13 protein-coding genes and 1 tRNA gene are annotated in these 14,989 nt (G+C 40.2%); all 14 read left to right on the plus strand.

The features are described 5' to 3' along the window. The first annotated feature begins 94 nt into the window (after nt 1–94). The 14 genes from FFM62_RS03175 to gltX all read left to right on the plus strand — a co-directional run bounded on the left by FFM62_RS03175 (nt 95) and on the right by gltX (nt 14,901). A complete protein-coding gene (locus tag FFM62_RS03175) occupies nt 95–532 on the plus strand; it encodes a universal stress protein (RefSeq protein WP_075270204.1) in 438 nt (145 codons plus the stop codon). Between the two features lie 129 nt (nt 533–661). Then, nucleotides 662–1,090, plus strand: coding sequence for a MarR family winged helix-turn-helix transcriptional regulator (locus FFM62_RS03180; protein ID WP_115470213.1), 429 nt, complete (start codon nt 662–664; stop codon nt 1,088–1,090). A gap of 133 nt (nt 1,091–1,223) precedes the next feature. Next, nucleotides 1,224–1,295, plus strand: a tRNA-Gln gene (locus tag FFM62_RS03185). Between the two features lie 252 nt (nt 1,296–1,547). Next, nucleotides 1,548–3,236: an acetolactate synthase AlsS gene (gene alsS, locus FFM62_RS03190; protein WP_115470214.1), complete on the plus strand. Its 1,689-nt coding sequence runs from the start codon at nt 1,548–1,550 to the stop codon at nt 3,234–3,236. Nucleotides 3,237–3,373: 137 nt separating this feature from the next. Then, a complete protein-coding gene (budA, locus tag FFM62_RS03195) occupies nt 3,374–4,090 on the plus strand; it encodes an acetolactate decarboxylase (RefSeq protein ID WP_115470215.1) in 717 nt (238 codons plus the stop codon). Between the two features lie 111 nt (nt 4,091–4,201). Further along, nucleotides 4,202–5,209, plus strand: coding sequence for a zinc-binding alcohol dehydrogenase family protein (locus FFM62_RS03200; RefSeq protein WP_115470216.1), 1,008 nt, complete (start codon nt 4,202–4,204; stop codon nt 5,207–5,209). Nucleotides 5,210–5,421: 212 nt separating this feature from the next. Then, complete coding sequence (locus FFM62_RS03205) at nt 5,422–7,500, plus strand: ATP-dependent Clp protease ATP-binding subunit (protein ID WP_115470217.1); 2,079 nt, start codon at nt 5,422–5,424, stop codon at nt 7,498–7,500. 285 nt (nt 7,501–7,785) lie between these two features. After that, a complete protein-coding gene (locus FFM62_RS03210) occupies nt 7,786–9,189 on the plus strand; it encodes a LysM peptidoglycan-binding domain-containing protein (RefSeq protein WP_165845846.1) in 1,404 nt (467 codons plus the stop codon). Nucleotides 9,190–9,254: 65 nt separating this feature from the next. Further along, complete coding sequence (locus tag FFM62_RS03215; RefSeq protein WP_115470219.1) at nt 9,255–9,797, plus strand: C40 family peptidase; 543 nt, start codon at nt 9,255–9,257, stop codon at nt 9,795–9,797. A 54-nt stretch (nt 9,798–9,851) separates the two neighbouring features. Beyond that, on the plus strand, nt 9,852–10,130 hold the full coding sequence (locus FFM62_RS03220; RefSeq protein ID WP_115470220.1) for a GNAT family N-acetyltransferase: 279 nt from the start codon (nt 9,852–9,854) through the stop codon (nt 10,128–10,130). Nucleotides 10,131–10,228: 98 nt separating this feature from the next. Next, nucleotides 10,229–10,771 (plus strand): dCTP deaminase/dUTPase family protein, encoded by a 543-nt coding sequence (locus FFM62_RS03225; protein ID WP_115470221.1) that lies wholly within the window; start codon nt 10,229–10,231, stop codon nt 10,769–10,771. A gap of 12 nt (nt 10,772–10,783) precedes the next feature. Beyond that, nucleotides 10,784–12,157 carry a DNA repair protein RadA gene (gene radA, locus FFM62_RS03230; RefSeq protein ID WP_115470222.1) on the plus strand — a complete coding sequence of 458 codons (1,374 nt, stop codon included), beginning with the start codon at nt 10,784–10,786 and terminating at the stop codon, nt 12,155–12,157. 18 nt (nt 12,158–12,175) lie between these two features. Further along, nucleotides 12,176–13,282, plus strand: a complete 1,107-nt coding sequence (locus tag FFM62_RS03235) for a PIN/TRAM domain-containing protein (protein WP_115470223.1) — start codon at nt 12,176–12,178, stop codon at nt 13,280–13,282. 122 nt (nt 13,283–13,404) lie between these two features. After that, nucleotides 13,405–14,901, plus strand: coding sequence for a glutamate--tRNA ligase (gene gltX / locus FFM62_RS03240; RefSeq protein WP_115470224.1), 1,497 nt, complete (start codon nt 13,405–13,407; stop codon nt 14,899–14,901). Nucleotides 14,902–14,989: the final 88 nt, after the last annotated feature.

Consider the following 14,989-nt stretch of genomic DNA (forward strand, 5'->3'; position numbering starts at 1 on the left):
GAACAAGTTGATAATCGGGGAATTTATCGGTAAATGTAATAATAGTCAATATGCTTGATTGTTATGACGATTATATACGTAGAGGAGAGTAAAAATGGCAATAGGAAAACAATTCAAACATATTCTTGTAGCAGTTGATGATTCAAACCTTGGGCAAATGGCATTAGTTAATGGGATTCATCAGGCGAAAGAGGACAATGCTAAGTTAACAATTATTTCTATTTTTGAAAAAGAACAGTTAAACGTTTTTGACTTCTTTTCAAAAGAGCGTAGCAGTGCTGCTGAAGAGGATGTGCAACGTGCGTTAGAACGTTATCGTGAAATGGCTATTGAAAATGGTGTATCTGATGTTGATACGCGTATTGCTGAAGGTGAGCCAGGAGAAGTTATTGTAAAGGATGTTATTCCAGCCGTTAAGCCAGATATGGTCGTTATTGGATCACATTCACAACAAGGGACGGAAAAGTACTTTGGTTCGCAATCAAGTTATGTCGCAAACAATGCGCCAGTAACAGTTATGATTGTTCGTTAATGATAAATACTATGAGAGATTAGCAATTAGCGTGCTAATCTCTTTTTTTAAAAAAATTAGTCTGAAAGAATATTGCTTATTTTATAAAATAGTCTTTATAGTAGGAAAATATTCTTTTGGAGAAGAAAAATGAATTTAGTTGCGAAATATATCAACGCTTACCTATCGACGATAAAGTATTTGAATGAGATGGTTGATGAACCAGCGTCATTGTATGATTTATCATTTGAACAATATTTGATCATGCAAGGCGTGGCCCAACATGATGGCCTAACATTGACAGATATTGTGGCTAAACGTCAAGTGACCCGGGCAGCCGTATCACGGCAAATTCGCATGCTATTGCGAAAAAAATATATCTGGCAGGAAGCAGATGTGACTGACCGTCGCCGTATGTTGCTACACTTGACAAAGCGTGGTCAAGAAGTAGAACGAGAGCTGACCCAACATATTGAATTACGCTTTGATGGTTGGTTAGTTGCTTTGGGTGAAGAACGGGCAACTGAAATTCTCAAGTACATGCTTAAATTTGATGATAAGGTGCTGACGGATCGCTAAATTCGTGGTATCCTTGGCAAGGTGTTACAAATGACACGACTAACGATCAGATGATTTATATTTAAAAATATTTTTTAATATTATTGGACTTGTATTTGTCCAAGGTATGTTGTATGATTGAATAGTTGTTTTTTGGGCATTAGCCAAGCGGTAAGGCAATGGTTTCTGGTGCCATCATGCACTGGTTCGAATCCAGTATGCCCAGTTTTACAGATGCGGAAAGCGTTAGTTATTTTGATGAGAAATAGCTAACGCTTTTTTGCATGTTATAAAAAAATCAAATAAAATTTCACAAATTGTGTAAGCGTTATAGTGTTGAATATTATAAGCTTTGTGAAAAAATGTTTTATATTTTAAGTCAGAAAGCCGGTTGCTTTTTACTACAAAATACGGTGTGAACGCGCTACAATGTAAGCATTGATGCTTATTTGCAATATATTTTAAAGAGGTAGAGTACATGTCTGAAGAGAAGAAGACCGGTGCCGACTTAGTTGTCGACAGCCTAAACAACCATGGTGTTGATTTGGTGTTTGGAATTCCTGGTGCTAAGATTGATCGCTTATTTGAAAAGCTTGAACATCCAGCAGAAGGAACAAAAGCACCTAAGTTAATTGTTACTCGTCATGAACAGAACGCTGTGTTTATGGCTCAAGCATTTGCACGTATCACTGGTAAAACCGGTGTTGTTGCTGTTACTTCAGGCCCAGGTGTGGGCAACTTGGCCTCAGGATTGATGACAGCAACTGCTGAAAATGATCCTGTTTTGGCCATTGGTGGTCAGGTACAACGTAAGGACTTGTATCGCTTAACACATCAAAGTACGCCATCAGCCACTTTGTTTGCGCCAATTACAAACTATTCAGTTGAAATTCAAGATCCAAATAATATTTCAGAAATTATTTCTAATGCTGTCGCAGCTGCAAATGGTCCTAAGCCAGGAGCTGCCTTCGTTTCATTGCCACAAGATGTTGATGAAGCCGAAGTTGATATGGAAGCATTACCAGTTGTTAAACCAGCTACGTATGGTGCAGCTGCCGCTGACGATATTGCTTGGTTAGCTGAGCAAGTTAAGTCTGCTAAATTACCAGTTTTGTTAGTTGGTGCTCGTGGCTCAGATGATGCAACAACAGATGCATTGCATGCATTACTAGAGCAAACTACTTTGCCAGTTGTGGAAACTTATCAAGGTGCGGGAGTGATTTCGCGTGAGCTAGAGGAGCAAACTTTCTTTGGCCGGATTGGTTTCTTCCGTAACCAAGTAGGTGACCGTTTATTGGCACAATCTGACTTAGTGATTACAGTCGGCTATGATGCCATTGAATATGAACCACGTAACTGGAACAAGAGTGCGGACTTGCGGATTGCTGCTGTGGATACACAGGCTGTTCAAATTGACAATCACTTTACGCCAGAACGTCAATTGGTTGGTACATTGGCAGATACGTTAAATGCTCTTAAGGAACAAATCAAGGGTTATGAGTTACCTGCTGAATCACAAGCTAAATTAGCTGAATTAAAGGCCGATTTGCATGCAGCGGCAGAACCAACGTATACGCCTGCTCAACCAAACTTGAATCATCCATTGAGTATTATCAAGGCATTGCAAGCACATATGACGGATGAAATGACGTTAACATCTGATATTGGTTCTCACTACTTGTGGTTAGGTCGTCACTTTAAATCATATGTTCCTCGTCATTTCTTGATTTCAAATGGTATGCAGACATTAGGAGTTGGCTTGCCATGGGCAATGGCAGCTGCAATGGTACGTCCAAACGCTAAAGCAGTTTCTGTTTCAGGTGATGGTGGTTTCTTCTTCTCAGGAATGGAATTGGCAACGGCAGTGCAATTGCATTTGAACACTGTTCACATTGTTTGGCAAGATAATTACCACTATGATATGGTTAAATTCCAAGAAGAGGTTAAGTACAACGGCGAATCAGCTGGTGTAAAGTTCTCTGATATTGATATTGTGAAGTTTGCTGAGTCAGCTGGTGCTAAAGGACTACGTGTCGATAAACCTGAGCAATTGAATGCTGTATTGGATGAAGCCTTCGCAACTGAAGGTCCAGTTGTTGTTGAGATTCCAGTAGACTATTCACATAATTATGAATTAATGTCACAATTAATTAATGATGTAGAATAAAAATGGTGAGACAAAAGACGTTTTGAATCACGTTTATGCATAAAAATAACCAATCATATTGGGTATTTTTACGCACAAGGAGGCTGAGACATTTTCTTTTGTCTCGGCCTTTTGTTTTAAGGAAAGGGAGAGTAAGTATGTCAACAGTATATCAACATAGTACGTTAGCAGCTTTGATGGGCAAAGTGCTTGGAGGTTCAGCTACTTTGGCTGAGTTAAAAGAACATGGTGATACAGGAATTGGTACATTTGATGGCCTTGATGGTGAGATGATCATGGTTGATGGCGAAGTTTATTATATGGATGGTGAGGGGATTATTCATCATGTAACTGATATGGATAAGACCGTGCCGTTTGCAACAGTACATCATGCTGGTGATCCTTCAGAAACAGTAAAATTTAGTGCTGGAAATATGCAGGAAATGGTGTCACTGATTGATGACCGTGAATTAGAGAATACATTTTCTGGTGTCATCTTACGGGGCAGTTTTTCATATATGAAGGTTAGGTCTGCACCAAAGTCTGAACGACCATATCCGTCATTGTCTGAAATTACGAAAACACAACGTGAGTTTGAACAAACTGATGTTACTGGAACATTAGTTGGTTATTATTCACCAGAGTTGTATCAAGGGACTGTCGCTGCTGGTTGGCATGTCCATTTCTTGAGTGATGATCGGACGTTTGGCGGTCATGTTCTTGGCTTTGATGCTGACCAGCTTGAAGGAGATTTGACCATTTTCGATAATTATGAATTGCATTTGCCAATTGATAATAAAGAATTCCGTGAGCACCATGTTGATATGGACGGCCTAAAGGAAGGCGTTGCTGCGGCAGAAGGTTCACAAAATTAATCGTTAGTTAGCGATGATAACACTTAAGTGTGTTGTTATCGCTATTTTTTTACCACCATAGTATCATGTATGTAAGGAAATCTTGGTATCTATTATTTGAGGGAGTGAATTATGACAAAATTAATGAAAGCGGTCGTTACGACACTTGATGAAGACAACCCGTTGTTAGAAAAAGAAATTCCGTTGCCAAATGTTGATAGTCATGATGTGCTTGTAAAAATTACTGCATCTGGTATGAATCCGGTGGATGTTAAGCAGCTTGAATTAGCTGTGGCGGCAAAGGAAGAACGTGTTCTTGGTTTTGATGGTGTCGGTGAAGTGGTGTCGATTGGTACTGATGTGAAAAAGTATCAGGTCGGTGACCGAGTATTCTTCGCTGGAGAATTAGGGCGTACTGGTTCTAATGCTGAGTATGAAGCAATTGATGAAAGATTGGTTGCTAAAGCGCCTGACAATTTGTCAGATGTTGAAACGGCGGCATTGCCATTAACATTTTTAACAGCATATGAGATGCTTGCGGACAAATTTGGTATTTCGATGGTTCCTGGTGCAGCGTCAGGAGAAACTTTGTTGATTGTTAATGGTGCTGGGGGCGTTGGGTCGATTATGATTCAATTAGCAAAATGGCTTGGTATGACAGTGATTGCGACTGCTTCACGTGATGAAACAATTGAATGGGTCAAACAATTAGGTGCTGATTTTGTTGTTAATCATCGAGAAGATTATGTGTCTGAAGTCAAGCGCCTTGGCTTCCCTGCAATTCCTTACATTGCGGTCTTACATTCATTAGACCAGCATTTTGAAGCGGCGGCAGAATTAGTAGGTAGTTATGGACGTATCGGGGCAATCGTGCAATCGACACAGCCTTTGCCTGTTGGCCTCATTAAAAACAAAGCAGCCTCATTAGACTGGGAATTTATGTTTGCGAAGACCAACGCTGGGCAAAATGTTGCTAGTCAAGGAGAGGCGTTGGCATTACTTGCAGAATTAGTGAGTGCGGGGGATGTGCAATCAACCATTACACAAACTGTTGATGGTTTCTCAGCGGCTGCGGTATTGGAAGCGCAACAAAAAGTTTCTGCTGGTGATATGTTGGGAAAGCTAGTGATTAAATATTAATTAATAAATAAAAGAATGATATAGAATGGATTTTTATGTAAACTAAAATTCATTCTTTTTTTGTTTAAAAAAACGTGGAACAAAGTTTGCACTCTATGTGGTAGAGTGCTAATATAGATAATGTAAGCAAGGTCAACAAAGGTCAAAGAGAGGCCTGATGTTGAAACTACTGGGAATAATGAATATAAAAAAGATTGTAAGGAGGCCGTATTATGGCACAAGATCCATTTGGTTTTTCAAGTTTTGATGATATTTTTCGTATGATGAATAATGAAGCTGCAAGGACACAACAAGCACAACGTTCACAACAAGGACCACGTACACAAATGGGACAAGGCGGTGGAAATGATAATAATGGTCAAGGAAATGGTTTGCTTGATCAGTACGGTATTAACCTGACGGAAATGGCACGTAAGGGCAAGTTTGATCCGGTTATTGGGCGAGACGATGAAATCGCACGAGTTATTGAAGTGCTTAACCGTCGTACGAAGAATAATCCAGTGTTGATTGGTGAGGCCGGTGTTGGAAAAACAGCCGTTGTCGAAGGATTAGCACAAGCAATTGTCAACGCGAAGGTACCTGGAAAGTTACAAGGTAAGGAAGTTATTCGTCTAGATGTTATTTCTCTTGTCCAAGGGACAGGTGTCCGTGGTCAATTTGAAGAGCGTATGCAAAAATTGATGGACGAAGTTTCAAAGCGGGACGACGTTATCCTATTTATTGATGAAATTCATGAAATTATGGGTGCTGGAACTGCTGGCGAAGGTTCAATGGATGCAGGAAATATTTTGAAGCCTGCCTTAGCACGTGGGGAATTCCAGTTAATTGGTGCAACAACGCTTAATGAATATCGTAAGATTGAAAAGGATGCAGCGATTGCCCGTCGTTTCCAAACAGTGCAGGTTAACGAACCATCAACTGAAGAAGCGCTACAAATTATTCAGGGAATTCGTTCACGATATGAAGATTATCATAAGGTCAAGTACGCCGATGAGGCCTTGGAAGCTGCAGTAAATCTTTCAAATCGATACATTTCAGATCGATTCCTACCTGATAAGGCAATTGATTTGATTGATGAAGCTGGTTCAAAAAAGAATTTGTCAGTGAAAATTGCGGATCCAAAGGAATTGGAAAATAAGATTCATTCAACGGAAGCACAAAAGCAGTCGGCCATCGAGCAAGAAGATTATGAAAAGGCAAGTAAATTACGTGACCAGGTTAATAATCTAGAACTACAATTACAGGCTGTTAAACAGCAAGCACCGCAAAATGAAGCAGCACAAACTGTCACAGTTGAAGATATTCAAAAGATTGTTGAAGAAAAGACTGGTATTCCAGTTGGCGAATTAGCTGAGTCAGAGCAAACGCAATTACGTAATTTGGGTGACAATTTAGCTGAACACGTTATTGGTCAAGATGAAGCTACGGAAAAAATTGCACGAGCAATTCGCCGTAATCGAGTCGGCTTTAATAAAACTGGACGTCCAATTGGAAGTTTCTTATTTGTTGGTCCAACTGGTGTTGGTAAGACCGAGACGGCTAAGCAATTAGCCAAGGAATTATTTGGTACAACTGATAGTATGGTCCGTTTTGATATGTCGGAATACATGGAGAAACATTCGGTTTCAAAGTTAATTGGTGCTCCAGCGGGTTATGTTGGTTATGAAGAAGCTGGTCAATTGACTGAGGCAGTTCGTCGTCGCCCATATTCACTGATTTTGTTAGATGAGGTTGAAAAAGCCCATCCAGATGTTATGAATATGTTCCTCCAAATTCTTGATGATGGTCGTCTAACAGATGCACAGGGTCACATTGTTTCATTTAAGGATACAATTATTATTATGACCTCAAATGCTGGTACTGGTGTCAAGGATACGAAGGTTGGTTTTGACCCAGAGCATGAACGTGGTACCTCACGATTACTAGAGCGTTTGGCACCATATTTCAAACCTGAATTTTTGAATCGTTTTGATGGCATCGTTGAATTTAATGCATTATCTAAGGATAACCTGTTAAAGATCGTTGACTTAATGATTGCTGATATGAATGTCGCCATTGCAGAAAAAGATCTACATCTTACTGTTACTGATGATGTTAAGCAGAAGATTGTTGACCTAGGTTATAATCCAGAAATGGGGGCACGACCATTGCGTCGCGTTATCCAAGAGCGACTCGAGGATCGAATTGCAGACTTTTATCTTGATAATCCTGAGGTCAAGCAGTTGACCACTAAGTTAGTAGATGACAATATTGTGATCGAAGAAATGAAGAGTACTGTACAAAATTCATAATAAGTTTAAAAAAATATAAATATCATCGAGACAGCAACTACAATTGCTGTCTTTTTTTGTACAATAATCGAGTCGTTGAATTTTTCAATTAAGCAAAATGTGGACAAAATAAAGCGAAAATTAAGTTTTTTGTGCTGTGTAACATAAATGAAACATTAAATGAAACTCTTTGAAAAGTCTCTAACGTACAATAGTGCTTGTAGTAAAAATAAAGAAAATCTTAAGAAATGTTCTGGTGGGCAATTTCTAATTTATATAAACAATAAGTTTGAAGGGGTACTTAATATGCACGCATCTGTAAAAAATACGCTATTAGCAACTGCCGGAGCAGCAGCTGCCTTGGCTGGAAGCTCAGTCGTAGCTTCTGCCGATTCTGTTACTGTTAAATCTGGAGATACATTGTATGCTATCGCAGCAGCTCATCATGTATCTGTTGACGAATTAGTTTCAGCAAACAAAATTGCTGACGCTAACATGATTATTACTGGTGACAAGGTTGAATTACCAGGTTCATCATCAACATCAGCAGAATCAACAGCATCTTCAGCAGCACCAAAAAAGCAAGCTGCAAAGGGATCATCATACACTGTAAAGTCTGGTGATACTTTATGGGCAATCGCTAATGCTAATGGTATGACTTTGTCAGAATTGTTGTCAGCTAACGAAGGTTTGCAAGCTTCATCAACTATCTTTGTTGGTGATTCACTTAACCTTACAGCTTCAGCAACTAAGGCAACTGTTAGTGCCCCAGCTGCAAGTTCAGCTGCAGCAAAGCCAGCCGCAACGTCAACTGCTAACGCTTCACAAGCAACAGCAAGTTCAGCAGCTGCACAATCAGTTGCAACATCAACTGCTAACGCCTCAGAAGCTACAGCAAAGTCAGCAGCCGCACAATCAGCTGCAACATCAACTGCTAACGCCTCAGAAGCTGCAGCAAAGTCAGCAGCCGCACAATCAGCTGCAACATCAGCTGCTAATGCCTCAGAAGCCGCAGCAAAGTCAGCAGCCGCACAATCAGCTGCAACATCAGCTGCTAATGCCTCAGAAGCCGCAGCAAAGTCAGCAGCCGCACAATCAGCTGCAACATCAGCTGCTAACGCTTCAGAAGCTGCAGCAAAGTCAGCGGCCGCACAATCAGCTGCAACATCAGCTGCTAATGCCTCAGAAGCCGCAGCAAACTCAGCCGCACAAGCATCACAAGCTGCTGCAAGTTCAGCAGCCGCAAGTTCAGCTGCACAAGCATCACAAGCCGCAGCAAGTTCAGCAGCCGCACAATCAGCTGCGCAAGCATCACAAGCAACTGCTCAGCCACAAAAGCTTGCCGCAACGGCTTCTACAGCAAACAAGTCAGTTGTTTCAGCAGATACTGCTGGCAACACATATCCTTCAGGACAATGCACATGGTTTGTTAAGGGTGATTTGAGCTGGGTTGGTAATCACTGGGGTAACGCTTCAGCATGGGGTGCATCAGCCACAGCTGCAGGCCACACTGTAAATTCTTCAGCATCTGTTGGAGCTGTTGCATTGTTTGCACCAGGTGTTGGTGGAGCTAGCTCATACGGTCACGTTGCTGTTGTTGATTCTGTAAACCCTGATGGTACAATTACTATCTCAGAAGCAAACTATGCAGGAAAAGCATTCAACGAACGTACTATTTCAACTTCTGGTGTACAATTTATTCACCAATAAAACGCAATTATTTGAAGGACTCGTTAGCGAGTCTTTTTTTGTATAATAAAAGGAGTGATTGACGGATGCCATTTAAGATTGAACCGGGCCGTGTTGTGCATTTCAATGATTTCGATCAAGCAGATGCAGAAATTTTATTTGAACCGCCACTTGCGGAAAAACCAGTACAAATTACCGCTTCAAATTTTGCCCGTAAAACAACTGGGGCACGTATTCAAAGAACTATGTTACAAATGCTTATGGAAGATATTTGTGAACGTTTAACAGTAGTTTTAGATGATGTCGTGGGGGTACCTTATTTAAAGGATGGTCAAAGCATAGAAACCGGTTTTGATACGGGTGGCTTGATTCAGTATATATTCAACAAAATTGCTGGTGTTGGTTTTCCACATGAAATTAGTGAGCAAATGAAAACTGTCACGCAATTCAATGTTTCAGAAGCCATTCCAGGTGATTTATTGGTCTGGGGAAGTTCACTATTACCAACGACCGCTGGTATTTATATTGGTGGCGGCAGATATGTCACGGTTGATGTATTTACGGAAAAAGTGACCGTTAAGACTATTTCACAAAAATGGTTGCCAGACTTTGTAGGTGCCATCAGATAGTTTAAACAACAATGGTGTTGTAATTTAGTTATAATAGAGTCAGGAGGTTTCAATATGGAATTTACTTATGAACCCGGACGCTTATTTCACGAAACAGATGGTATTGTAGATGCAGAAATATTGTTCCCCGAAATTCTAGGAGGTGCGGTCTGGTCAATTGATCATACGTATGTCGATCCAGAGTTACGTGGACAAGGTATTGCTGGACAACTGTTAGCAGAGGTCGTTGCGCGTGCTGAGAAAGCAGGTGTACAACTAAAGCCAGTATGTACTTATGCGCGACAAGCATTTTTCAGAAACCCAGAATATCAAAAAATAGCTTATAAAGATTAAATTTGTTTTGAAAGCACCCGTTATTTTGACGAGTGCTTTTTAATTTCCTTAAAATTAAGTTATACTTAGTTTTGAGAATTTATTTGAGAGGGATTGAAATGAAACGAGGATTTGCTGTTGTTAAGAAGTATGCAAACGCCAATTTAAGTTTGCCAAGTCGAAGTACAGAACACGCTGCTGGCTATGATTTCCAGGCAGCTGAGGATTTTACGTTGCCATCTATTTGGCGCTTACCATTTTTGAAAGTTTTATGGCAAATCAGACATAATGATGTCATAACAACTACCGATGATGAACAAGCATCAAAAATAATCAAGCCATTGTTGATACCAACCGGTATTAAAGCCTATATGGGTGATGACGAATATTTGATGATTGCTAATCGTTCGTCAAATCCATTAAAGCGCCATTTGATTTTGCCAAATGGTGTAGGGATTATTGATGCTGATTACGTTGATAATCCTAAAACTGAAGGTGAAATTTTTATTCAAATGATTAACTTGGGCCTTCATGATGTGACGATTAAAAAAGGTGAACGGATTGGACAGGGTATTTTTATGCCTTTCCTAGTCACTGATGATGATCAAAAACAAATCAAAAAAACACGTCAGGGTGGTTTCGGTAGCTCTGGGATTAAATAGAGGAGGTGAATCATGGCAAAAACGAAAACCCAATTCGTTTGCTCAAATTGTGGTTTTGTCTCACAACGTTATATGGGACGATGTGCCAATTGTGGTGCCTGGGGAACATTTGTTGAAGAGGTCATGCAGCCAGAAAAAGTTGACCGCAAGTCACGTGTTAATTTAGCTGGTCAAGTGGCGAAGGTTGAACGCTTAGATGAAGTCAACATTGAAGAGACGCCACGCATTAAAACAGACAATGAGGAGTTTAATCGTGTCCTTGGTGGTGGAATCGTACCGGGTTCCATGGTATTGATAGGTGGTGACCCAGGAATTGGTAAATCCACTTTATTGCTACAAATTTCGGGACAGTTAGCCAATCTAGGTAAGAAAATTTTGTATATTGCTGGTGAGGAAAGCGCATCGCAAATAAAATTACGTGCCGAAAGATTAGGGGTACGTGGTGATTCAGACTTTTTGCTATTTCCAGAAACGGATATGAAGCAAATTAGACAAGCCATTGATGAGGCGCAACCAGAATTTGTTGTGATCGATTCCATCCAAACAATGCAGGAACCTGACATTAGTTCATCAGTTGGTTCGGTTTCACAAATTCGTGAAACTACCGCAGAGTTATTACAGATTGCTAAAACCAATAATATTACAATTTTCATTGTTGGGCATGTTACTAAAGAGGGGGCCATTGCTGGTCCAAAAATTCTTGAACACATGGTCGATACCGTTTTATATTTTGAAGGAGATAACCAGCGCAGCTTCAGATTACTCCGCGCTGTAAAGAATCGTTTTGGTTCAACAAATGAATTGGGCGTTTTTGATATGCAACATGGTGGGTTAGTTGAAGTTGCGAACCCTTCAGATTTATTTTTAGAAGAGCGATTAGCTGATGCGAGTGGTTCAGCTGTCGTTGTTGCCATGGAAGGAACACGACCTATTTTAGTTGAGGTGCAGGCGTTAGTGACGCCAACTGTATTTGGTAATGCGCAACGGACGGCTTCCGGTATTGACCGAAATCGGGTGTCGTTGTTAATGGCAGTGCTAGAAAAACGAGCTAATTTGCTCCTACAAAATCAAGATGCGTACGTGCGTGCTGCTGGGGGTGTCCGACTTGATGAGCCAGCAATTGACTTAGCAGTCGCGATTGCGATTGCATCAAGCTATAATGATATACAAACACGATCAACAGATGCTTTTATTGGTGAAATTGGGTTGACGGGTGAAATCAGACGCGTCCCTAACGTTGTTGAACGAGTTAACGAAGCTAAAAAACTTGGTTTCAAACGCGTCTTTGTCCCTAAACATGTTGCAGAACAATTAGCGGACATTGAGGGAATTCAAATTATCACCACTAAGACTTTGTCGGAGGCGTTAAAAACCGCATTAGAATAATGCAGAAAGGAGAACTAAATGTTACGAAAGCGAATTATTCAAGGTGTTTTCTTACTTGCTGGTGGGGCAATCGCAATCACATTATTGCCAGTAATCTGGGATATTTTTAATTTAGCGGAACAAGTATGGGTTAATAATGTTATTGTCAATTTTATTCTAGGTGCTATTATTTTTTATTTATTAAGTTTGCCACTATGGCGACCAATTGATCAGATGATTCACCGCATTGAAAATTATTTAAACAAGCAATCACCATTGCTATTATTAATTGGCTCATTGACAACTTTGATTGGGTTAGTCATTGCAGTCGTGATTACAGTTCCTCTACAACATATGGATAATTTTTTCCTAAGTGGTGTGGTTCCAGTTATTGTTATGGCATTGTTAGGCTATTTCGGATTCCGATTGGGAACGACAAGAATCGATGAGTGGCGTAAGCTATTACCAACACTGACAGGACGTACGAAAAAGGTTCGTCCAGATGAGCCTAATCGTGGCGATGTTTTAACCGACGATGAGACCAACTACCACCATTATAAGATTTTAGATACGAATATTTTGATTGATGGTCGTATTCTTGATCTTGTTAAAACCGGATTTGTTGAGGGGACTTTGTTAGTGCCTAATTTCGTGCTTTACGAATTACAATATATTGCCGATGCCGGAGAATCGTTGAAACGTGTCCGTGGTCGGCGTGGACTCGATGTCTTAAATGAACTTCGTGAAAGCAATTATGTACCGGTTGAAATGTGGGAAGGTGATTACGAGGATATTTCTGAGGTCGACGAAAAGCTGATTCGATTGGCAGAAGATATCAATGGTATTTTGGTAACAAACGATTATAACTTGAATAAGGTCACTAAGTTTCAAAATGTGCAAGTTTTGAATATTAATGAGCTAGCGGGTGCATTACGACCACGCGTTGCAGTTGGTGATCACTTATCTGTCTTATTGGTCAAGAAAGGTACCGAACGTCAACAAGCTGTTGGTTACTTGGATGATGGTACAATGGTCGTAGCCGAAGAGGGACGTAAGTATCTACAACAAACAGTCACTATTGAAGTAACATCGGCTTTGCAGACTGATGCTGGTCGGATGATTTTTGGAACGGTTATCGAAAAATAACCGACAATTTTCAAAAATTAGTCATTTATTACGTAGAACACGTTGAATCGCACGGGAAAGCGCGGTATATTAGTAGTCGGTATATATTTAGAAATACAAGATAAAGAGGAGTGTCGATTAGCATGGCTGAGACTACCGAGAAAAAAATTCGAGTGCGTTACGCACCGTCACCAACTGGACATTTACATATTGGAAATGCCCGTACTGCATTATTTAACTGGCTATTTGCCCGTCACCACAATGGTGAATTTATTATCCGTATTGAGGATACAGATCAGACTCGTAATATTGCAGATGGTGAAAAGTCACAGTTGGATAATTTGACTTGGCTTGGTTTGGACTGGGATGAGTCTCCAGCCAATCCAGGAAAGTATGGTCCTTATCGTCAATCTGAACGTCTATCAATTTACAAGCCACTTATTCAAGATTTGTTGGATCGTGGTTTAGCATACCGTTCATTTAAAACCTCAGAAGAATTAGCTGCTGAACGTGAAGCACAAGTTGCTGCCAAAGAAGCACCACACTATGTATATGAGTACGAAGGCATGACTGATGAAGAAGTTGCTGCTTTCCAAGCTGATGCCGAAGCTAAGGGACTACCATATGTTGTTCGCTTCCGTGTTCCTGAGAATAAAGATTATGCTTGGGATGACATTGTTAAGGGACCTATTTCGATTAATTCATCGACTGTTGGTGGTGACTGGGTCATTCAAAAGGCTGATGGTATGCCAACATACAACTTTGCCGTTGTTGTTGATGACCATATGATGGAAATTTCTCACGTATTACGTGGGGATGATCATGTTTCAAACACACCTAAGCAATTGATGATTTATGATGCCTTTGATTGGGAAGCACCAATCTTTGGTCACATGACTTTGATCATCAATGCAGATACTGGTAAGAAGTTGTCAAAGCGTGATGAAACTGTTTTGCAATTTATCGAACAATATCGTGCATTAGGTTATCTACCAGAAGCTTTGTTGAACTTTATCGTTCTACTTGGTTGGTCACCAGTTGGTGAAAAGGAAATCTTTAACAGAAAGCAATTGGTTAAGATTTTCGATGAAAACCGTCTATCAAAGTCACCAGCTAAATTTGATAATAAAAAGTTGGAGTGGGTCAACAATCAATGGATTAAGACTGCCGATCAAAACATGGTCTTTGATAAGCTAATTGAACAATTGGTTTACTCAAAGCTTGTTGATCCAGCAGAGTTGACGGCTGAGAGACTACAATGGTTACGTTCAGTTATGAACATCTATATGGATGGTGTTTCTTATACTGCTCAAATCGTGCCATTGATCAAGCCAGTATTCTTTGAGATGCCAGCAGCTACTGATATTCCTGATTCAGCAAAGGAATGGATGAAGGCAGATAATGTTAATGATATGTTGAAACTATTCATTGATAAGATTGAAAAGATGCCAGTATTTACAGCAACTGCTATCTTGCATGCAGTTCGTGAAATTCAACATGAAATGGATGTTAAGGGTCGCGCATTATGGAATCCATTGCGTATTGCGACAACTCGTGAAGAGCAAGGCCCTAATCTAGGAGAATTGCTTGAGTTGTTAGGTCGTGAACAAACCTTAGCAAATATTCGTGAGTTCTTATAATAAAAATTTTGAAAGGGGTTGGGACAAAATGATTGTTCCAACCCTTTTTGGCTCACTTTCTTTTTGCTTAAAAGTCATGTAACTATGT

This window comes from Weissella thailandensis, from assembly GCF_005405465.1.
GTDB lineage: Bacteria > Bacillota > Bacilli > Lactobacillales > Lactobacillaceae > Weissella > Weissella thailandensis.